The sequence below is a fragment of the [Enterobacter] lignolyticus SCF1 genome (genome assembly GCF_000164865.1).
Classification (GTDB): Bacteria; Pseudomonadota; Gammaproteobacteria; order Enterobacterales; family Enterobacteriaceae; genus Enterobacter_B; species Enterobacter_B lignolyticus.
In genome coordinates, this window is the sequence record NC_014618.1 from 775,739 (window position 1) to 795,828 (window position 20,090).

A 20,090-nucleotide genomic window follows, 5' to 3' on the forward strand; every position below is an offset into this window, starting at 1 on the left:
TCAATGCACATTCCTGCCAATGTCTTGCCCATTTCTACAGAGGGCTGGAGAATATGCGGTTTCCTGGCCACAATGTCGGCACTGTTATCCAGGGCCTGAGCGATGCGCGATGAACCGTGAAGAAACCTGTCTGCTGTTAGCGGATAAAATTAATGTACTGAAAAATAAAGAAGAAAATCTTAGCGCCCGGCTGCCGGATATTCGCCTGCTGTACGGGACTGAGCCCTGCGGGCGCATGCCGGTGATGTATCAGCCGGGTATCATATTTCTCTTTTCCGGCCATAAGATTGGCTATATTAACGAGCGAACGTTTCAGTATGATGCCAGCGAGTATCTTTTATTGACGGTGCCGCTGCCGTTTGAGTGCGAGACCTTTGCGACGCCCGAGGTGCCTCTGGCCGGGATGCGTCTCAACATCGATATCCTGCAGCTGCAGGAGCTGCTGATGGATATCGGCGAAGATGCGCTGTTTCAACCGGCGATGGCCGCCAGCGGCATCAACTCCGCGATGCTTTCCGACGAGATCCTTTGCGCTGCCGAACGCCTGCTGGACGTGATGGAGCGCCCGCTCGACGCCCGTATCCTCGGCAAGCAGATTATTCGCGAGATCCTCTACCACGTGCTGCTGGGGCCGTGCGGCGGGGCGCTGCTGGCGCTGGTGAGCCGTCAGACCCACTTCAGCCTGATAAGCCGCGTGTTAAAACGCATTGAAAGCCAGTACACCGAGAACCTGAGCGTGGATCAGCTGGCGGCGGAAGCTAATATGAGCGTCTCGGCGTTCCACCATAACTTTAAGTCTGTAACCAGCACTTCGCCGCTGCAGTACCTGAAAACTTATCGCCTGCATAAGGCGCGGATGCTGATGGTGCACGACGGGCTTAAAGCCAGTACCGCCGCCATGAAGGTGGGTTACGAAAGCGCGTCGCAGTTCAGCCGGGAATTTAAGCGTTATTTCGGTATGACGCCGGGGGAGGATGCGGCGCGCATTCGCGCCATGCAGCTTATCTGATGTTTCCCTCTCCCGACGGGAGAGGGCGGGGAATCAGGCGTTGGAGTATTTCTTCTTCAGCACCACAATCACTGTGCCTAACAGGCCGGAAACCAGCAGGAAAATCGGCAGCACCATCAGGAAGGTCATCACCTGATCTTCGTGGCGCTTTACGAACGGGATCATGCTCAGCGCGTAGCCGAAGCTGGTGACCACGCCGACCCACAGCAGGCCGCTCAGCCAGTTAAAAAACTGGAAACGGCGGTTGGAGAGGCCGGAAATCCCCGCCATGGTCGGCAGCAGGGTGCGAACAAACGCCAGAAAGCGCCCGACCAGCAGCGCCAGCAGGCCGTGACGGTCGAACATGCAGGTTGCGCGCTGATGGTATTTAGCCGGAAGCTGCGCCTGCCAGCTTTTGACGATGCGCGTATTGCCGAGCCAGCGGCCCTGAATATAGCTTAACCAGCAGCCGAGGCTGGCGGCAGTTGTGAGGATAACCACGGTGGGTAAGAAGCCCATGACCCCTTTGGCAATCAGGGCGCCGGCGAGCAGCAGCAGGCTATCGCCCGGCAAAAAAGACGCCGGAAGCAGGCCGTTTTCCAGAAACAGCGTTGCAAACATGACCATATAAACAACCCCCACGACGTGCGGGTCCGCCAGTGCGGCAAAATCATGCTGCCAGAGCGCGGCGACAATTTCTTGAATAACAACCATGGACTTTCCTGTGGAACAACATTTTGGGCGTATTGTACTCCTGAATTGCCCGGGACGCCTTGATCCCGGACGCAACTCCAGCAGACTTTTTAATCACTCCGTGTCCGCGAATCTGTCCATACCCTCTCACTTTACACGATGCGGGCAAAACCCGCCGCTAAATCGTCCATCAGATCGTTAACGTCCTCTAAACCGATGTGCAGGCGAATCAGCGTGCCGGTAAAGTCAGGCGAACCTTCGGGGCGGATCGCGGCGATATGTTCCGGCTGGTTAGCCAGAATCAGCGATTCAAAACCGCCCCACGAATAGGCCATGCTGAACAGGCTGAAATGATCGAGATAGCGGGACATTTCATCATCGTTCAGGCGCTTTTTGAGTACGAATGAGAAGAGGCCGCTGCTGCCTGTAAAGTCACGTTTCCAGAACTCATGCCCTTTGCTGCCGGGAAGTGCAGGGTGATTTACCCGCTCGACCTGCGGATGCGACGCCAGCCATTCGGCAATTTTCAGACTGCTTTCATGATGCTGGCGCAGGCGCACGCCCAGGGTGCGCAGCCCGCGGCTGGTCATATAGGCGGTGTCGGCGTCGAGCATTTGCCCCATCAGGTAGGCGTTTTCCCGCAGCGTATCCCAACAGCGCGCGTTGGACACCGCAGTACCGGCCATGCCGTCGGAGTGGCCAATCAGGTATTTCGTCCCGGCCTGAATGGAGATATCGATACCGAAATCCAGCGCCTTAAACAGCACGCCCGCCGCCCAGGTGTTGTCGATCATGATAATGGCGTCAGGCGCTTTGCGGCGGACGGCGGTGACAATCGCCGGGACGTCGTGCACTTCCATGGTGATAGAACCCGGCGATTCCAGGAACACGACTTTGGTATTGGGCTGGACCAGGCGCTCGATATCCGCGCCGATCAGCGGGTCGAACCAGCGGGTGGTGACGCCGAGTTTTGCCAGAATTTTGCTGCAGAAATCCTGGCTTGGTTCGTAGGCGGTGTTGGTCATCAGCACCTCGTCGCCCTGTTCGACGAAGGCCAGAATGGTGTTGGCGACGGCGGCTGCGCCGCAGGGAAAAAGCGCGCACCCGACGCCGCCTTCCAGCTCGCACATGGCTTCCTGCAAGGAGAAGTGGGTGAGCGTACCGCGGCGACCGTAGAACAGTTCGCCTTTGGCGCGATTACGGGTGGCCTGCTTTTTGGCTTCCACCGTATCGAAAACAAGGGAAGACGCGCGCTGAATCACGCTGTTTACCGAGCCCTGGGTATATTTTTTACGGCGCCCGGCGTTCACCAGTAGGGTATCACGTTGCTTTTCTGACATGGTCGCTCTGCCTGTTTTTATACGTCTGGACGTCTAAACTATCATGATTGCTCAGGCGTGTACCCGCGTTTTATTGATAAAGCGTAAAATTTTACGCGGCGGCGGCAATGCGCAATTTTACTGTGTGAGCGCAAGGAAAAGGAGTGATGATTGTTGCACTATGTAAATAGTAATGAGAACCACTATCAATTCGACAATGTTTTGATATGATTACGCGCAGAATTTGTGATTTAGATCCTGGAGATACAGAGTGGGTAATAATTTGATGCAGACGGATCTCTCCGTTTGGGGTATGTATCACCATGCCGATATTGTGGTAAAGGTGGTGATGATAGGCCTTGTACTGGCGTCCGTTGTCACCTGGGCCATTTTCTTCAGCAAAAGCGCCGAACTTATCTCTCACAAACGCCGCCTCAAGCGTGAACAGCAGCTGTTAGGCGACGCCCGCTCCCTCAATCAGGCCAGCGATATCGCCGGCGCCTTTGAGGCGAAAAGCCTGAGCCGCCAGCTTATCAGCGAAGCGCAGAACGAGCGCGAGCTCTCCGCTGGCGCTGAAGATTACGAAGGCATCAAAGAACGTACCGGTTTTCGCCTCGAACGCCGCGTGGCCGCGGTGGGGCGTCATATGGGCCGCGGTAATGGCTATCTGGCCACTATCGGCGCGATTTCCCCGTTTGTCGGCCTGTTTGGCACCGTCTGGGGGATCATGAACAGCTTTATCGGCATCGCGCAGACGCAGACCACCAACCTGGCGGTCGTCGCGCCGGGGATCGCCGAAGCCCTGCTGGCGACCGCGATTGGCCTGTTCGCCGCCATTCCGGCGGTGGTTATCTATAACGTCTTTGCGCGCATGATCGGCAGCTACAAAGCCCTGCTGGGGGATGTGGCGGCGCAGGTGCTGCTGCTGCAAAGCCGCGATCTCGATCTTGGCGCCAGCGGCGCGCAGCCGGTACGCACCGCGCAGAAATTACGTGTAGGGTAATGTCCGATGGCAATGCGTCTTAATGAAAATCTGGACGATAACGGCGAAATGCACGAGATCAACGTGACGCCGTTTATCGACGTCATGCTGGTGCTGCTGATTATCTTCATGGTCGCGGCGCCGCTGGCGACCGTGGATGTGAAGGTGAATCTGCCTGCCTCCTCCAGCCAGCCGCAGCCGCGTCCGGAGAAACCGGTTTACCTGACGGTCAAGGCGGATAAATCGATGTTCCTCGGCAACGAGCCGGTCACCGATGGCAACATGGTGGCGGAGATTACCGCCCTGACGGAAGGCAAAAAAGACACCACCATCTTCTTCCGCGCCGACAAAACCGTGGACTACGAGACCATAATGCGGGTGATGGATACCCTGCACCAGGCAGGTTATCTGAAGATTGGCCTGGTGGGCGAAGAGACCGTCAAAGCGCAGTGACGGCACCCTATATGCGACAAGGCCGGCAAACGCCGGCCTTTTTTACATCTGCTTTTCGGCGTTTTCATCCCGCGCGACGATATTGACGCAGGCGCTGCGAAAATCGCCGTCGGAGAGGCGGCGGGTCAGGCGCAGAGTGGCGGTCTCGCGTGAACGGATATGCTGATAGCTGGCCTCAATGTGGGCGAGTATTTTCTCTTTCAACTGAGGGTTACGCGCTATCACTTCCGCCAGCGCTGCGCCGTAGATCTCTTCTTTGACCTGCCAGGCGTAAATCTCGCGGCGGTTCTGCCACTTCATGCGCACCAGCGCCGCGGGGATGGACACCAGCGCCTTGGCGGTTTCTTCAATGGCGGCGTTTCTGGCGTTCACCAGCGCCTCAAGGTTATGTTTGAGAATGACTTCATCGCTGTTTCTGTCGTCCAAAGTCAAATAAACGTTATTATTCTCAACCGCTTTCATTTTTTTTACTCAGCCTGAAATTCATAGAATAACGCTGACGTTTTTTCTCGGGTGATTAAATTAAGCCAAATTTCATTTCCGGCTTCGTTAATTTTCTCGGTTTTTTCTGCAATAATTTGACTTAATGTCTGGGCATCAATTTCGCCCTCGATTTGTAAGTCATTGAGCACGCGGGCAAAGGTCTCAATTTTTACCACACGAAACAGGCGGTCTTTTAAATGACGGTCGCGCTCTTCGAGCAGCATATTGCGTGACTGGCCATTATGGCTAATAGCCGTCAATATTTCAGATTCATAATCTTCGAGCGTTGTCTTGCCTTGAGGTAAACTGGCGTTATTTTCTGCTTTCCCGGCATCCTGCTCTGCGGCGGATATGTGGAAGCAAGCCGGGATGAGCGTCTCGGGTATCATGCCTGATGTCCTTTTAGTTTCAACAAGATAAGTGCGTTGAAGAAGTGAGTTCGTTGACAATATCATGGTGGAATTTTAAAATCAAAAAAAATGGAGTAAACCATGAACAGTATTATCTATTTCGTGATAGCGCTGCTATTACTTACCGTTGTTATTCTTTTATTTATCTCTGATTTTACTAAAAAAGGCGCTGGCAATACGGAAACGGTTTCCCCACCGGTTAAGTTACTGAGCAAAGAAGAGGGCGAAGATCATTTTTCGGTATTGATGAATGCAATCACGCCGGTATGGTACTGGCGCGTAAATCATGAATATATTGACTTTCTTCATGCGTCTATTAAACGGATGAGTATTGCAGAATTAAACGCCACACCGGGTTTATTTGATGCGCAACGGCGTTGCAGCGACCTCAATTCGGCGGTGTACAAATATTACGACAATATTAAAAAGCGCTGCCTGAACGGCGAGAAGGTTCCGCGCGGCGATCTGGACGTGCTCAACCTGCAGCAGTGTTTTCAGGAGTTCAGCCTGGACGCCTATCCGTCGCTGGTGGCGCTGGTCTGGCCGGAGTATCAGCGTCCGCAGGTGCGTCCGGAGGATATCTGACGCCGACGCAGCGGCCCCCCTTTGGACAAAGAGGGGCCGGGCGAGCTTACTTATTCGATGACGCCTGCCACAGGTTGAGCTGACCGTCCGCCACGTACTGGTCGATCTGCGCCAGCTCTTCAGCGCTAAACTGCAGGTTGTCCAGCGCCTTGACGTTCTCTTCCAGCTGCTCCGGCCGGCTGGCACCGATCAGCACCGAGGTGACCCGCTTGTCTTTCAGCAGCCAGCTCAGCGCCATTTGCGCCATCGTCTGTCCGCGTTTTTCCGCCATCCCCTGCAGCAGACGCAGGCTGTTGAGGTTGCTTTCGCTCAGCATGTTTTCCGTCAGGCCGCGCGCCTTTTTACCCTCCACCTGCATGCGCGAACCGTCCGGAATGCCGTTAAGGTATTTCCCGGTAAGCAGCCCCTGCGCCAGCGGGGTGAAGGCGATGCAGCCGACGCCGTTGTCGGCAAGCGTATCCAGCAGCCCGGTTTTATCGACCCAGCGGTTGAGCAGGTTATAGGACGGCTGGTGGATAAGCAGCGGGATTTTCCACTCGCGCAGCAGGCCGACCATCGCCTGGGTGCGCTCGGTGGAATAGGAGGAGATGCCCACATACAGCGCTTTGCCGCTCTGCACCGCCTGAGCCAGCGCGGCGGCCGTCTCTTCCATCGGCGTGTTCTCATCGACGCGGTGCGAGTAGAAAATATCGACGTAGTCCAGCCCCATACGTTTGAGGCTCTGGTCGAGGCTGGCCAGCAGATATTTACGCGACCCGCCGGAGCCGTACGGCCCTGGCCACATATCGTAGCCCGCCTTGGTGGAAATAATGAGCTCATCTCGCAGGGTGGCGAAGTCCTCGCGCAGCAGGCGGCCAAAGTTTTCCTCAGCGCTGCCCGGCGGCGGGCCATAGTTATTGGCGAGATCAAAATGGGTGATCCCCAGATCGAAGGCCTTACGCAACAGCGCGCGCTGGGAGTCAAGCGACTGGATATGGCCAAAGCTGTGCCATAACCCTAACGACAGCGCGGGCAGCTGCAAACCGCTGTTGCCGCAATAACGATACTGCATATGGGAATAACGATCCGGACTGGCTAACCAGGACATGAGCACTCCTTCAGATAATCGTTTTGAAACGTCGTTTCTATCTTATCCTCTCCAGCATAAAGCAGAAGCTTGCGCGATCACAGTGTGAGCGATTTCCGCATTCGCAGACGTTATTAACAAATGAAAACGATTTCAGTGAAAAATTATCACAAATCGTTATAACTTCCTGACGCGCTGCCGATAACTCCTTAATTGTGATGAATATCACATTTACCTCGTAACGGTCAGGAGAGCCTATGTACCTGCTTCGCAACTTCACTATCCGGATGGTCATGCTGACTATCCTGGGGACTTTTGCCCTTCTTTGGTCCGGCGTCGGGCTTTACAGCGTGTTTTCGTTATCCAACGTCGCTGAAGGCAATGCGGTCGACAGAGAGCTGGTGACGCAGATGACCCTGCTCAGCCAGGGCAACGATCAGTATTTCCGTTTTGTGACCCGCCTTAGCCGGGCAATGGAAAGCAAAGCGGCCGGGGAGAACCCGGATTTCGCCCCGGTTCAGCAGGCGCTGGACAATATGCGCGGCAAGCTTGAGGCGCTGAAAAAAATCTCTCCCGGCCCGATGGATGCCGCCCTTTCCGCCCAAACGCTGGCTAACTGGCAGGCGCTGCTCGATAACGGCGTTGTTCCGCAAATGAAGCTGGCGACCCAGGGCACCGCCGAACAGTATCGCCAGCAGGCGACGACGGTAACCCCGGCGCTCAGCCGCGCGTTTGGCGCCAGCACCGAGCAGTTTAACGCCGCCGCCAGCACCCGGCTGGATAACACCCGCGTGGTGGTAGACGGCCTGACGACCGCGACCCGTTCGTTAATTATCGCGGCGGTGATCGTCGGCTTACTGCTGCTGTTGTTTACCGACCGCTATCTGGTCGCCATGCTGGTGAAACCGCTGGCGACGCTGCGCCACCACTTTAAGCAAATCTCCCAGGGCGACCTGAGCCAGCCGGTGGCCGAGATTGGCCGCAACTGTGTCGGGCAACTGGTGCCGCTGCTTAACGCGATGCAGGACAGCCTGCGCGAGGCGGTGAGCAATATCCGCCGCGGCAGCGAGAACATCTGGCGCGGGGCGGCGGAAATCTCCACCGGCAATAACGATCTGTCATCGCGCACCGAAGAGCAGGCGTCCGCACTGGAAGAGACGGCCGCCAGCATGGAGCAGCTCACGGCGACGGTGCACCATAACGCCAGCAACGCCCAGCAGGCGAGCGAGCTTGCCGAAGCGGCGTCGGAAACGGCAAGCCAGGGCGGCGAGCTGGTCAGCGCGGTGGTGAGCACGATGTCCGGCATCTCGGCGAGTTCGAAGAAAATCTCCGAGATAACCGGCGTTATCAACAGCATTGCGTTCCAGACCAACATTCTGGCGCTGAATGCCGCGGTAGAGGCGGCGCGCGCGGGCGAGCAGGGCCGCGGTTTTGCGGTGGTCGCAGGCGAAGTTCGCAATCTGGCCCGCCGCAGCGCCGACGCGGCGAAAGAGATTGAAAACCTGATAACGGATTCGGTCTCGCGCATTGATAAAGGGGCGACGCTGGTCAATGAAACCGGCACCACCATGGATGCCATCCTGCGGGCGGTACAGGAGGTGACGGCCATCATGAAGCAGATCGCCAGCGCCTCAGCCGAGCAGAGCAAGGGCATTTCGCAGGTAGGCGTCGCCATTACCCAGATGGACAGCGTGACCCAGCAGAACGCCTCGCTGGTCGAGCAGGTTTCTGCCGCCGCCGCCGCGCTGGAGCAGCAGACCGACGATTTGCAACGCTCGGTGCAGAAATTCCGCCTGGCGGAAAACGATACGGCCGCAGTAAAGGCAGCGCCTGCCGTGGGTAAAAAATCCGCGCCCTCCCAGGAATGGGTAACCTTCTAAATAACGCTGGCTATCGCTCAAAATATCGCTATATAATTTTTTATATAGCGTTTGAGAGGTAGCAATGGAAAACCATTTTGGCAAAGGGCTTATGGCGGGGCTGAATGCGCCTCATGCCGACAGCGCCCGCGAGGTTGCGCATTTTTGCGCCGACTATAAGCGGGGCTTCGTGTTGGGGTACAGCCACCGGATGTACGAGAAAACGGGCGATCGCCAGCTTAGCGCGTGGGAGGCGGGGATCCTGACCCGTCGCTACGGGCTGGACCGGGAGATGGTGATGGACTTCTTTCGTGAGAATCCGTCGTCGCTGGCGGTACGTTATTTTATGGCAGGCTATCGGCTGGAAGGGTAGTCACTCGCCGACGGCGGAGAGCGAAACCAGCGTGTTGCCGATGGCGGCGCCGTTTTTGCCGGTGCGTTTAATCTGATACATGGCAAGATCCGCCCGGCGCAGCGCGCTGACGAAGTCGTCGCCTGCCTGCACTTCATGAATGCCGACAGAGGCGCCGACGCTGGCGGTGCCGTGCTCAAGCTCGAACGGCGATAGCGCCGCGCGCAGGCAGTTGTGCGCGGTGCTCCACACCAGCAGGCTGTTGAGCGCGAAGGGCAGCAGCAGCACAAACTCATCTCCGCCAAGCCTGCCGACGATGCTGCCAGGCGGGCAGGCGTCGTTCAGCCGCTGGCTGAGCTGGATCAGCAGCTCATCGCCGCAGCGGTGGCCGAAGGTATCGTTGACCATTTTAAAATCATCCAGATCGATAAACGCGATGCACAGCGCGTTTTCATCTTTCATGCGGGCGAAGTGTCTGAGCAGCGCATGGCGGTTGGCAAGGCTGGTCAGCGGATCGTGGTTGGCCAGCTGCGCCAGCTGCTCCTCGTACTGCTTCTCCTTAGTCATGTCGATATGGGTCCCGGTCACCTTGAGCGGTTTCCCGTCGTCATCCCACTCGCTGACTCGTCCGCGGTCCAGCACCCAGGTGATGCTGCCGTTTTTGTGCAGCATGCGGTGCAGCGCTTCATAAAACGGCGTTTTTCCCTGCAGGTGACCGTAAAACGCGTCCAGCACCCATTCTTTGTCCTCAGGATGCAGATGTTCCCGCCAGACGTCGAAATTGGCGCTAAGAGCCTTGGGCTGATAGCCGAGCATCGCTCCCCAGCGGCGGTTGTAAATGATCAGCTTGCCGCTTGGCACGTCGAGCTGCCACAGGCACAGACCCGTTCCGTCCAGCGCAGCGCTAAGCTTACTTTGGGTATCTCGCGCAATTCGCAAAAGGCGGGCGTTATGCTTTTTCAGATTTTGAATCTGCTGTTTCAGCGCCTGTTCTGACATTGGGAATAATCTGAAGGGGAATTGAAATTATTCTTGTCAGTTTCTCGGCGGTTGTAAATATGGCGCTGAAAAAAAGAGGTAACGACGGGGAGTATTGACGATATTCTGGGGGGGCATTTTGACATCACCGATAAATGACCGGTGCCAGGGAGCGTTGCGCGGAGTCTCCCCCCTCACTCTTGACCCTCTCCCCAACAGGGAGAGGGAATCGCGATCAGTGCGTCGCTTCGCCAATCAGTGCGCCGGTACCGGCGCCGACGGCCGCGCCTTTCAGCACGTTGTTGCCGGTCACGGCGGCGGCGCCTGCGCCGACAGCGGCACCAACGGCGCCGCCTTTGCGCGCCGCTTTGCCTTTGTCGCCGTTTTTGAACATCGCCCCGGTGCCCGCGCCGACGACGGCGCCGCCGACGGTCGATTTCACGTCTTTACCCGTTGCCGCGCCGATGGCTGCGCCGGCAACGGCGCCTGCGGCAGTTTTGTCCATCGCCAGGCCTGAGGCGGAGAAAACCAGCGTGCTGATAATCAGCGTTGTTTTAATTAACTTCATGACAGTTCCTTTGTGACTATCGGTGGAGAAAATCTGCGTCGCTCGCAGGAGGCGAGCGGCGACAAGATCCTGCCAGCAACATGGGGTAAACCATTAGGCTAATGATGCCCCATGTTGCAAAAGTGTTGATCACGCCTGACGTTTATCTTCCGTCATGGTGTCGAAATCGCTGGCGTGATGGCGCTCGTGCAGCTGTTCTGCCTGTTCGCCGAAGGTGCGGTTGACCATGCGCCCGCGCTTGACCGCCGGGCGGTTGCCGACGTCGCGGGCCCAGCGCAGCACGTTGCTGTAGCGCTCTGCATCCAGGAACTCTGCGGCGTTATAAACGTTACCCAACACCACGTTGCCGTACCACGGCCAGATAGCCATATCGGCGATGGTGTACTCCTCGCCCGCCACATAGCGGCCGCGCGCCAGCTGTTTGTCCAGCACGTCGAGCTGGCGTTTGGCTTCCATGGTGAAGCGGTCGATAGCGTACTCAATTTTAACCGGCGCATAGTTAAAGAAATGGCCGAAACCGCCGCCGAGAAACGGCGCGGAGCCCTGCAGCCAGAACAGCCAGTTCAGGGTTTCGGTTCTGGCCGCGCGGTCTTTCGGCAGAAAATGGCCGAATTTTTCCGCCAGGTACAGCAGGATGTTGCCGGACTCAAACACACGCAGCGGCGGAGTTTCAGAGCGATCGCTCAGCGCCGGAATTTTTGAGTTCGGGTTGACGTCGACGAAGCCGCTGGAGAACTGATCGCCTTCACCGATGCGGATAAGCCAGGCGTCGTATTCGGCCCCGGTCACGCCGAGCGCCAGCAACTCCTCCAGCATGATGGTGACCTTCTGGCCGTTGGGCGTTCCCAGCGAATAGAGCTGCAGCGGGTGGCTGCCGACAGGGAGCGTTTTTTCATGAGTCGGGCCGGAAACCGGGCGGTTGATGTTGGCAAACGCGCCGCCGTTGTTTTGTTTCCATTCCCAGACTTTCGGTGGTTGGTAGCTATTGTCTGACATGTGAACCTGCCTTTTGCGTGAGGTGTTGAGGGAGTGTAGCAGGCGGCGGAACAACGGTTTAGCCGGATGAGGGTTTATTCGCCAGCGCGCGTAATTCATGCGCCAGGTCGATAAACGCCCGCAGTCCCGGCGGCACATGCCGTCTGCCGGGGTAATAGAGGCGCAGCCCACCGAAGGCCGGGCACCACGCTTCCATCACGCTTTCCAGCCTGCCAGCGGCAAGGTCTTCCCGGACAAACCCATCGGAAATAAACGCCAGCCCCACGCCGCTCAGCGCGGCGCGGTGGATGGCGCGCATTTCGTTGAGCACAATGCGCGGCGGCACGTTGACCGTCAGCTTTTGCTGATGGCGCTCCAGCTCCCAGTGATACAGGCCGCCGTGCGACATGCGCATACCGATGCTGCGGTGCGTAAGCAAATCGTCCGGCGTCTGCGGTTTACCGTGGCGGGCGAAATACTCCGGTGTGGCGACAATCAGCATCTTCAGGTCGCCGGTCAGCGGCACGGCAATCATATCCTGCGGCACCGATTCGGCGAGGCGGATCCCGGCGTCATAGCCTTCCGCGACGATATCGACCATCCGCGATTCGCTGGTAATGTCGAGGCGCATCTGCGGGTAGCGCAGCAAATAGGGCTGAATCAACGGCTCAAACAGCAGCGACACGCTCTCCTGCGGCGCGTTGATGCGCAGGGTGCCGCTGGGGGAATCTGGTTCCGCCATGATCTCTTCCGATGCCCGCTGGATTTCCGCCAGCGCGGGCGCAATGCGCTCGACATAGCGCTGCCCGGCGGGCGTCAGGGCGACGCTGCGGGTGGAGCGATTAAACAGCCGCACCTTCAGGCGGCTCTCCAGCCCGGCGACGGCATTGCTGACGGCGGTGGCGGACATCCCCAGCTCGCGCGCGGCGGCGCGAAAGCTCTGGCGGTGCGCGACGGCGAGGATCACTTCCAGTTCGGTCAGGCCGGTACGGTGCATAGATTATCCCGATTATCGGTACAGACCGTAAAGGATAGGCCCGCTTATCGCGGCAGTCACGGTTTTCTATACTCTGCTGCATCAATGAGAATAGGGAGAGAACACCATGCAGCAGATAGACACGATTTATATTAACGGCGAGTTCGTGACCCCGCACGGCGAAGCGCGTTTTGCCCTGCACAACCCGGCGACGGAGGCGGTGATTGGCTCTGTGCGTCTGGCCGATGAGCAGGACGCCGAACGGGCGATCGCCGCCGCAAAAGCGGCATTTGTCGGCTGGTCGCAGACCGGTAAACGCGAGCGTATCGCCGTGCTGAAGCGGATGCATAAGGCCGTCGCGGCGCGGGAAGACGCGCTGATGGAAGCGATTGTTACCGAGTATGGCGCGCCCAGGGTGCGCGGCCGCTGGATGGCGCAGTACCCGGCCGAGGTGATTGCGCAGGCCATCGAGGCGCTGGAGGCGTTTGACTTTGTCGAGCAGGCCGGGAGCGCGCAGGTCATTATGACGCCGGTCGGCGTGGCCGGGCTTATCACGCCGTGGAACAGCGACGCCGGGTTTATCTGCAACAAGCTGGCGACCGCCATGGCGGCAGGCTGTACGGCGGTAATTAAGCCAAGCGAAATGAGCGCCATGCAGACGCAAATTATCACCGAAGCGCTGCACGAGGCGCAGATCCCGGCGGGGGTATTCAACATCGTGACCGGGCGCGGCGACGTGGTGGGCGATGTGATTAACCATCACCCGGATATCGCTAAAATCTCCTTCACCGGTTCAACCGCGGTGGGGAAACATATTGTACAAAGCGGAGCGCAGACCCTTAAGCGCGTCACGCTGGAGCTTGGCGGCAAGTCGCCCACGCTTATTCTCGACGATGCCGACGTTGCGCAGGCTGTTCCGCTGGCGCTGGGGGCGGGCTTTATGAACAGCGGCCAGGCCTGCGTCGCCGGTACGCGTATTCTGGTGCCGCGCCGTCGTCAGGCGGAGTTTGAACAGGCGATTGCCGCGGCGGTGGGCAACGTCAAATCCGGCGATCCCCGCGATGCGCAGACCGACCTCGGTCCGATGGTCAGCCAGAAGCAGTGGCAGCGGGTGCAGGACTATATCCGCCTTGGCCTGCAGGAGGGCGCGCGGCTGTTGACGGGCGGGGAAGGGCGCCCGGCGGGCTGCGAGCAGGGGTGGTTTGTCAAACCGACCGTGTTTGTCGGCGACAACCGGATGCGCATCGCCCGGGAGGAAATTTTTGGCCCGGTGCTGGTGATTATTCCCTATGACGACGACGCGCAGGCGATCGCGATTGCCAACGATACCGCGTACGGCCTGAGCGCGCTGGTGCTGAGCGGCGACCGCGAGCGCGGTGTCCGGATGGCCGCGAAAATTGAGTCCGGTCGCGTGCTGGTCAACACCCTCGCCCATGAGCCGAAGGCGCCGTTCGGCGGGTTTAAGCAGTCCGGTCTGGGCCGCGAGATGGGCAAATGGGGGATGCTGGCGTACCTCGAACCGAAGACGGTGCTGGTGGGGTAAACCCCGCCGCCATAGCCCTCTCCTTCGCCGGAGAGGGCGACAAAACATTACCCCCCCGCTTCGCTCTGGGTGCTATCATAGCCGCAACTCAGTTGGCATAGTGAAGGTCAGGTTGATGAGTAAAGGAACAACAGGTAGTGACGCCCCGTTTGGAACATTACTGGGGTACGCACCGGGCGGTGTAGCCATTTATTCCTCGAATTACGGCAGTTTAGATCCCCGCAATCCCCCCGACGACGTCTCATTTCGCAGCTATATCGATAACGAATACATGGGCCATAAGTGGCAGTGCGTCGAGTTCGCCCGTCGTTTTCTGTTCCTGACCTACGGCGTGGTGTTTACCGATGTCGGTATGGCCTACGAAATTTTCTCGCTGCGCTTTTTACGCCAGGTGGTCAATGACAACCTGCTGGCGCTGCAGGCGTTTGCCAACGGTTCGCAGCGTGCGCCGCTGGCGGGCTCGCTGCTGATCTGGCAAAAGGGCGGCGAATTTAACGATACCGGTCACGTGGCGGTGATCACCCAGCTGGTGGGCAATAAGGTGCGCATTGCCGAGCAAAACGTCATTCACTCACCGCTACCCCAGGGGCAGCAGTGGACGCGCGAGCTGAAGCTGGTGGTGAAAGACGGCCGCTACACTATTGAAGATACCTTCGATGATACGACGATCCTCGGCTGGATGATCCAGACCGACGATACCGAACACAGCCTGCCGCAGCCGGCGCTGCCGGGCGCGGCAATGGTCATCGAAGGCGCCCGCCTCGCCAACCACGGACAGTACGACGGTCACTGGCTTAACGAGCAGGATTCGCTGCAGGCGGCCTACGTCAGGGCCAACGGTCATTTCATCAATAAAGATCCCTGCCAGTATTTCACCATCAGCGAGTGCGCCGAGCAGGAGCTTATCAAGGCCACCAACGAGCTGCATCTGATGTACCTGCATGCCACCGACAAGGTGATGAAGGACGATAACCTGCTGGCGCTGTTCGATATTCCGAAGATCCTCTGGCCGCGGCTGCGCCTTTCATGGCAGCGCCGTCGCCACGATATGATCACCGGGCGTATGGATTTCTGTATGGATGAGCGCGGGCTCAAGGTCTACGAGTACAACGCCGATTCCGCCTCCTGCCACACGGAAGGGGGGCTGATACTCGAGCAGTGGGCCAAAACCGGCTACGCGGGGAAAGGACACAACCCGTCAGAGGACCTGCTGAGCGAGCTTATCGGCGCGTGGAAGCACAGCACCGCCCGGCCGTTCGTGCATATCATGCAGGATAAAGATCTGGAGGAGAATTATCACGCCCGCTTTATGCAGCGTGCGCTGACAGAAGCCGGGTTTGACAGCAAAATCCTCTACGGGCTGGACGAGCTGCACTGGGATGCCGCCGGGCAGCTTATCGATGGCGATAGCCGCCCGGTAAACTGCGTGTGGAAAACCTGGGCGTGGGAAACCGCGATCGAGCAGGTGCGCGAAGTCAGCGAAACCGAATTTGCCGCGGTGCCTATTCGCACCGGCCATCCGCATAACGAGGTGCGCCTTATCGACGTCCTGCTGCGCCCGGAGGTGATGGTCTTTGAGCCGCTGTGGACGGTTATTCCTGGCAACAAGGCGATTCTCCCGGTGCTGTGGCAGCTTTTCCCGCACCATCGCTATCTGCTGGATACCGACTTCGTGGTGAACGAGGAGCTGGCGAAAACCGGCTATGCGGTGAAGCCTATCTCCGGACGCTGCGGCAGTAATATCGATCTGGTGAGCCATGACGATGAGCTGCTCGATCAAAGCTCCGGCAAGTTCTTCGATCGCAAGAACATCTACCAGCAGCTGTGGTGCCTGCCGAAGGTGGACGGGAAGTACATTCAGGTATGCACTTTTACCGTCGGCGGCAACTACGGCGGCACCTGCCTGCGCGGCGACGATTCGCTGGTTATTAAAAAAGAGAGCGATATTGAGCCGCTGATGGTTGAGAAACGCTAATCTTACCGTTCTGTCCTTATCCTGCTCCGGCGGCGCTGCCCGCCGGAGCATTCCTCATCATTCTGGAATAATAGTATTCATTGTTTTGTATATTTTAACTGTTTATCTTTTTTGTGGTTTTGTTACTCTTTAACGCAGACCCTGAATCTGGGCGCGGGTGCAATGCCTGAGCGACGCCAGAAAACGGAATTGTTTATAAATACATAATTGTTTGCGTAATTTAAATAATTTAAAAAATTGTGGTTATTAGTGCAATTGTTTAAGGTAGAGAACCAATGCGCTATATCTGTTCGATATTCATGTGATAGTTGAACGGATGTTATTTGTTTTGAAAAATATCCGATATTAAATTGTTTATATTTAGTTATTTGAAATGCTTATCTTTTATGTTGTTATGAGCTTGCTTCTATTAAGTGATTAAAGAGAAAATAAAAATGCTGGAAAAGCCTGATTTTGAATATCTTAAAAATATTGATTTGAATTCTGTACTCTATTTTTCAGCGGTGATGAGTTATAAAACTATATTTAATGCCAGCGTGGTGATGAACTGCTCTGCGCCGACGGTGAGCATTATGCTCAAGCGGTTTTGTTCCTACTTTCCGGTTCCGCTTTTCGAGCGCGAAGGACGCTGTCTGAAACCGACAAAATATGCCGTTGAGCTGGATAAAATGATCAGCGAAACGTTTTTTAACTTCCGCTATACGCTGGCGGGCAGCAAGCCTGTACGGGTGATGGACGAAATCTGATCCCGGTACTTATGCTGGAACCGCTTCCCCGTCGTTTGCCATTAGCTCAATAATATAGTCTAACGACGACTGTACCCGGAATGGCAGGTTTTTTCTGCTGCGGTATATGACATAGCAGTCAATATAAATCCCCCATTCAGGCGGCAACACCGGCCGTATTTCGCTGACGTCCTGCAACAGCAGCTCGGAGGCGACCATATAGCCCATTCCTTTTCTGCAGCAGTTGACCGCCGTGTAAAGATTATCGAACTTCAGTTTTCCCGTCACCGCGACGGATTTGACGTCTGTTGTGTCTGTCTGAGTGAATTCGAACACATTCTCATAGCTGTTGTTCGCCATGGCGCTCAGCAGGATGAACGGATGCCGGGAAAGCTCTTCCGGCGTGGTAAATGGATGCTGCTCATGAAATGCCCGGGTGGCAAACACGTCCAGCCTGATGCGTTTTACCTTACGGGCGATCAGATTGTGATTATGCGGTGGTGAATAAGAGATCAGAATGTCGCAGGAGTTATCGAAGCTGATACCTTTAAAATAGTCCGCCTGATGCAGGTTAGAGGTGGTGATCGTTACGTTCAGCTCCGGAAAGCGGTGCAGCAGGGGGGGCAGAATAGTGTCGGCAAGGTAGGCCTGCATACCCGAAGGCGAGTAGATATTCACTTCCCCGACAGGCGCCTTTTTATAGTTTTCGACCAGCTCAAAGAGCTCGTCATTTTCATGGATATGCTTTTTGATGTGGGGCAGCAGCGTTTCGCCAAAAGTGGTGAGCCCTATCGGGCGCTTTTCCCGCTCGATTATCTTAATCCCCAGCGTTTCTTCTACCGCCGCAATGCTCTTGCTAATGCTGGCCTGGGTCAGCCCGATGTTTTTCGCTGACAGGCTAAAGCTTTGCGTTGCCGCAACGTCCAGGAGGATTTTCAGATCCTTAATTTTTAGCTGTTTCATTATGTCTGTACGTAGTGACGGTGGAGCCTGCTATTAAGTGTAGCTGAGCTGCGACTTCAGGTGATTATCCAGGGAAACGCCAATGTACTGTTTTGATGCCTGAAGCGCATTACAGCTCCCGCCCAGCATTTGCCGTACCGAGCTTAATCCCAGCTTCTTTAACGCATTATGGCGGTGGCTGTAAAAGGTTTTTATTGAAATCTTCATCCGGCGGCAAACTTCCTCCACCCCTGACTCCTTCATCGAGGCCAGCAGCACCAGGCGCTCGCGCGGGGTCAGGTTTACCACGTTTTGTCGATAAGGCCGCTGGCTGGCGGCCGGACCGGTCCACGCCGATACTTGGTCATAGACCGTTTCGGGCGGCAGGCAGGGAGAGAGCAGCTGCTGGGGAGAAACCCCCCAGCGGTTAAGAAAGAAGTGCTGCTCGGGCGTGCCAAGCAGCGTGGTTCTTTTCACTCCGCGCTGGATGGCGCTTTCGAAAACGGAGAGCAAATCCAGCAGCGAGCTGCCCGGGGAAGCCACGACCAGCAGGCGCGAGCTGGTGCGCTGCGGCGTCAGCAGCCATTCAGCGAACGTCGTTACCTCCGTTTTTGATGCCGCAAACAGATGCTTCAACGCCAGTAGGGAAAACCGACACTCGCTAATAATGGTCAACATGGCACCCTCCGGGATAAAACCGACAGTGAAAAACGCGCTTAGTGATCCAGGTAGAGGTAGTGCATCCAGCTGGTCATTCGCAGTAAAACCTTACGCATAATGGCGACGTGGGAAAAATGGTCGGAATAGACCGCCACCTGCGCATAGATACCGTCCGGCAGCGCGTCGATGCTTTCGTTAGCATCCAGCTCAATCATTGCGAGCACGCCGTCGGTACCCGGGGCAATCGTCAGCGACTGCAGCGTACCCTGCGCCTGGTAAGAACCCCCAGGGATAACCGGCTGTATCGCCGTGAGCTTGCCGCTAAAGACCTGGCCCGGCAGCGAATTAAAGACGATCTCCGCTTCATCGCCCGGTTTCAGACGCAGCAGCGAGTTCTGGCGGAACTGCGCGATAATCTGCCGTTTTTGCTGCGGAATAAACACCATCACCGGACGCAGCGGCAGCGCGGCGGCAAAGGTGCCGGGGCGAATCAGCACCTGGCTTACGTAGCCGTCGCTCGGGGCGCGCACGACCGTCTGCTCGACATCGTATTTCGCTTCAGCAAGCTGGGCGCGCAGGCTGGCGATTTGCGACTGCTCACCGTTCATGACGCTATCCAGCTGGCTTTTGATCTGCGCCTGCTGCGCCAGAGCCGACTTCACCATGGCGTCCTGCGCGAGATAGTTCTGCCGGGCGTTGTCGATATCGCTTTCAGAGAAGGGGTTAACCTTGGCTTTGCTGCCCTGCAAATAGCGCTGGTAATCTTTATACAGGCGATCGCGCTCTGCGCTGGCCTGCGCGGTGTTGGCTTTCGCCTCATCCAGCTGTCCCTGCAGCGACTCGGCGTTATGAATCGCGGTGACCAGGTCCGCTTCCAGCCGCGACACGCGCGCCTGATAGCGGGTTGGGTCCAGCTCGAACAGCACCTCGCCTTTTTTTATCAGCGTGTTTGTCTTATCGGTCACTGTTCTGACGATACCGGTGACCTGCGGGGTAATCGGTACCGACACCACCGCTTTTTGCGCCTGGAAGGTGTACGGATGGTTATAGTTCATCAGCAGAATCAGTGCGCCAACCAGAAAAATACCGCCGAGCGCCGCGGTTGGAATACTCCACTTATTGACCGGAATCTTAAAGATTTTGAAGACCAGCCAGGCGAAGGCGACGTAAGTAAGAATAATTAATAAATCCACAATTAATTACCTTGAGTGTTATCAGTGTCAGAACGTTGTTGTGTTTTTATCTGCCGTTCGAGTTCGGCAATACGTAGCTGCAGGTTTTCATACTGTAGCTGCGACTGTGGGTTGGATTGCATACCCCATCCGCGATCGGGACGGTACAGCGTGGCCCAGATCCACAGGAACGGCCACAGCACGTGCAGGGTAAACAGGCTAACCCAGCCCGCGACATGAATAGCGTCGGCGTGCGGGTGGTTACGCTTTTTGGCTATTTCATAGGGAATATCGTGGATGATGATGATGCCGTAAAAGATGACGAGGAACACCACGATTAAAACGCCAAGTGCAAAATAATTAAGAAACATACAATCCCTCTTTCC

At 56.8% G+C, this 20,090-nt stretch carries 22 protein-coding genes; 9 read left to right on the top strand and 13 right to left on the bottom strand.

Annotated elements, in window-relative coordinates; translation table 11 throughout:
• The first annotated feature begins 109 nt into the window (after positions 1–109).
• On the top strand, positions 110–1,009 hold the full coding sequence (locus tag ENTCL_RS03710) for an AraC family transcriptional regulator (protein WP_013364767.1): 900 nt from the start codon (positions 110–112) through the stop codon (positions 1,007–1,009).
• 33 nt (positions 1,010–1,042) lie between these two features.
• On the opposite strand, the gene yghB is transcribed toward ENTCL_RS03710, so the two are convergent.
• Both yghB and metC read right to left on the bottom strand, forming a co-directional pair.
• Complete coding sequence (yghB, locus tag ENTCL_RS03715; protein ID WP_013364768.1) at positions 1,043–1,702, bottom strand: DedA family general envelope maintenance protein YghB; 660 nt, start codon at positions 1,700–1,702, stop codon at positions 1,043–1,045.
• Between the two features lie 131 nt (positions 1,703–1,833).
• Positions 1,834–3,021 (bottom strand): cystathionine beta-lyase, encoded by a 1,188-nt coding sequence (metC, locus tag ENTCL_RS03720; RefSeq protein WP_013364769.1) that lies wholly within the window; start codon positions 3,019–3,021, stop codon positions 1,834–1,836.
• Positions 3,022–3,271: 250 nt separating this feature from the next.
• Here metC and exbB point away from each other — a divergent pair, with 250 nt between their 5' ends.
• On the top strand, positions 3,272–4,003 hold the full coding sequence (gene exbB / locus ENTCL_RS03725) for a tol-pal system-associated acyl-CoA thioesterase (protein ID WP_013364770.1): 732 nt from the start codon (positions 3,272–3,274) through the stop codon (positions 4,001–4,003).
• 6 nt (positions 4,004–4,009) lie between these two features.
• Positions 4,010–4,435: a TonB system transport protein ExbD gene (exbD, locus tag ENTCL_RS03730; RefSeq protein ID WP_013364771.1), complete on the top strand. Its 426-nt coding sequence runs from the start codon at positions 4,010–4,012 to the stop codon at positions 4,433–4,435.
• A gap of 42 nt (positions 4,436–4,477) precedes the next feature.
• On the opposite strand, the gene ENTCL_RS03735 is transcribed toward exbD, so the two are convergent.
• Complete coding sequence (locus ENTCL_RS03735; protein WP_013364772.1) at positions 4,478–4,897, bottom strand: hypothetical protein; 420 nt, start codon at positions 4,895–4,897, stop codon at positions 4,478–4,480.
• 5 nt (positions 4,898–4,902) lie between these two features.
• The gene (locus ENTCL_RS03740; protein ID WP_013364773.1) at positions 4,903–5,307 is read right to left on the bottom strand and encodes a hypothetical protein; all 405 of its coding nucleotides are present in this window, start codon (positions 5,305–5,307) and stop codon (positions 4,903–4,905) included.
• A gap of 102 nt (positions 5,308–5,409) precedes the next feature.
• Between ENTCL_RS03740 and ENTCL_RS03745 the strand changes: the two genes are divergently transcribed.
• The gene (locus ENTCL_RS03745) at positions 5,410–5,913 is read left to right on the top strand and encodes an ESA_00282 family adhesion-associated protein (RefSeq protein ID WP_013364774.1); all 504 of its coding nucleotides are present in this window, start codon (positions 5,410–5,412) and stop codon (positions 5,911–5,913) included.
• A 46-nt stretch (positions 5,914–5,959) separates the two neighbouring features.
• Here the strand turns inward: ENTCL_RS03745 and ENTCL_RS03750 are convergent, their stop codons facing one another.
• Complete coding sequence (locus tag ENTCL_RS03750; protein WP_013364775.1) at positions 5,960–7,000, bottom strand: aldo/keto reductase; 1,041 nt, start codon at positions 6,998–7,000, stop codon at positions 5,960–5,962.
• 236 nt (positions 7,001–7,236) lie between these two features.
• On the opposite strand from ENTCL_RS03750, the gene ENTCL_RS03755 reads away from it, so the two are divergent.
• Both ENTCL_RS03755 and ENTCL_RS03760 read left to right on the top strand, forming a co-directional pair.
• Complete coding sequence (locus ENTCL_RS03755) at positions 7,237–8,859, top strand: methyl-accepting chemotaxis protein (RefSeq protein ID WP_013364776.1); 1,623 nt, start codon at positions 7,237–7,239, stop codon at positions 8,857–8,859.
• A 64-nt stretch (positions 8,860–8,923) separates the two neighbouring features.
• Complete coding sequence (locus tag ENTCL_RS03760; protein WP_013364777.1) at positions 8,924–9,211, top strand: DUF2623 family protein; 288 nt, start codon at positions 8,924–8,926, stop codon at positions 9,209–9,211.
• Here the strand turns inward: ENTCL_RS03760 and ENTCL_RS03765 are convergent, their stop codons facing one another.
• From ENTCL_RS03765 to ENTCL_RS03780, 4 genes are all read right to left on the bottom strand, one after another.
• Positions 9,212–10,189 (bottom strand): sensor domain-containing diguanylate cyclase, encoded by a 978-nt coding sequence (locus tag ENTCL_RS03765; protein WP_013364778.1) that lies wholly within the window; start codon positions 10,187–10,189, stop codon positions 9,212–9,214.
• Between the two features lie 214 nt (positions 10,190–10,403).
• Positions 10,404–10,736, bottom strand: coding sequence for a glycine zipper domain-containing protein (locus ENTCL_RS03770; RefSeq protein ID WP_013364779.1), 333 nt, complete (start codon positions 10,734–10,736; stop codon positions 10,404–10,406).
• Between the two features lie 129 nt (positions 10,737–10,865).
• The gene (yghU, locus tag ENTCL_RS03775; protein WP_013364780.1) at positions 10,866–11,732 is read right to left on the bottom strand and encodes a glutathione-dependent disulfide-bond oxidoreductase; all 867 of its coding nucleotides are present in this window, start codon (positions 11,730–11,732) and stop codon (positions 10,866–10,868) included.
• 58 nt (positions 11,733–11,790) lie between these two features.
• Positions 11,791–12,708, bottom strand: a complete 918-nt coding sequence (locus tag ENTCL_RS03780) for a LysR family transcriptional regulator (protein ID WP_013364781.1) — start codon at positions 12,706–12,708, stop codon at positions 11,791–11,793.
• Between the two features lie 106 nt (positions 12,709–12,814).
• Between ENTCL_RS03780 and ENTCL_RS03785 the strand changes: the two genes are divergently transcribed.
• The 3 genes from ENTCL_RS03785 (at position 12,815) to ENTCL_RS03795 (ending at position 16,951) form a co-directional block, all read left to right on the top strand.
• The gene (locus ENTCL_RS03785; protein ID WP_013364782.1) at positions 12,815–14,230 is read left to right on the top strand and encodes an aldehyde dehydrogenase family protein; all 1,416 of its coding nucleotides are present in this window, start codon (positions 12,815–12,817) and stop codon (positions 14,228–14,230) included.
• Between the two features lie 115 nt (positions 14,231–14,345).
• Positions 14,346–16,205, top strand: a complete 1,860-nt coding sequence (gene gss / locus ENTCL_RS03790) for a bifunctional glutathionylspermidine amidase/synthase (RefSeq protein ID WP_013364783.1) — start codon at positions 14,346–14,348, stop codon at positions 16,203–16,205.
• Positions 16,206–16,639: 434 nt separating this feature from the next.
• Positions 16,640–16,951 (top strand): LysR family transcriptional regulator, encoded by a 312-nt coding sequence (locus tag ENTCL_RS03795; RefSeq protein ID WP_013364784.1) that lies wholly within the window; start codon positions 16,640–16,642, stop codon positions 16,949–16,951.
• A 9-nt stretch (positions 16,952–16,960) separates the two neighbouring features.
• Here ENTCL_RS03795 and ENTCL_RS03800 read toward each other — a convergent pair whose 3' ends face one another.
• From ENTCL_RS03800 to ENTCL_RS03815, 4 genes are read right to left on the bottom strand one after another with little or no spacing between them, the layout of a single operon-like run.
• The gene (locus tag ENTCL_RS03800) at positions 16,961–17,893 is read right to left on the bottom strand and encodes a LysR family transcriptional regulator (RefSeq protein WP_013364785.1); all 933 of its coding nucleotides are present in this window, start codon (positions 17,891–17,893) and stop codon (positions 16,961–16,963) included.
• A gap of 33 nt (positions 17,894–17,926) precedes the next feature.
• A complete protein-coding gene (locus tag ENTCL_RS03805; protein ID WP_013364786.1) occupies positions 17,927–18,550 on the bottom strand; it encodes a helix-turn-helix domain-containing protein in 624 nt (207 codons plus the stop codon).
• 38 nt (positions 18,551–18,588) lie between these two features.
• The gene (locus ENTCL_RS03810) at positions 18,589–19,725 is read right to left on the bottom strand and encodes an HlyD family secretion protein (RefSeq protein WP_013364787.1); all 1,137 of its coding nucleotides are present in this window, start codon (positions 19,723–19,725) and stop codon (positions 18,589–18,591) included.
• A 2-nt stretch (positions 19,726–19,727) separates the two neighbouring features.
• Positions 19,728–20,075 (bottom strand): DUF3302 domain-containing protein, encoded by a 348-nt coding sequence (locus ENTCL_RS03815; protein ID WP_013364788.1) that lies wholly within the window; start codon positions 20,073–20,075, stop codon positions 19,728–19,730.
• Between the last annotated feature and the right edge of the window lie 15 nt (positions 20,076–20,090).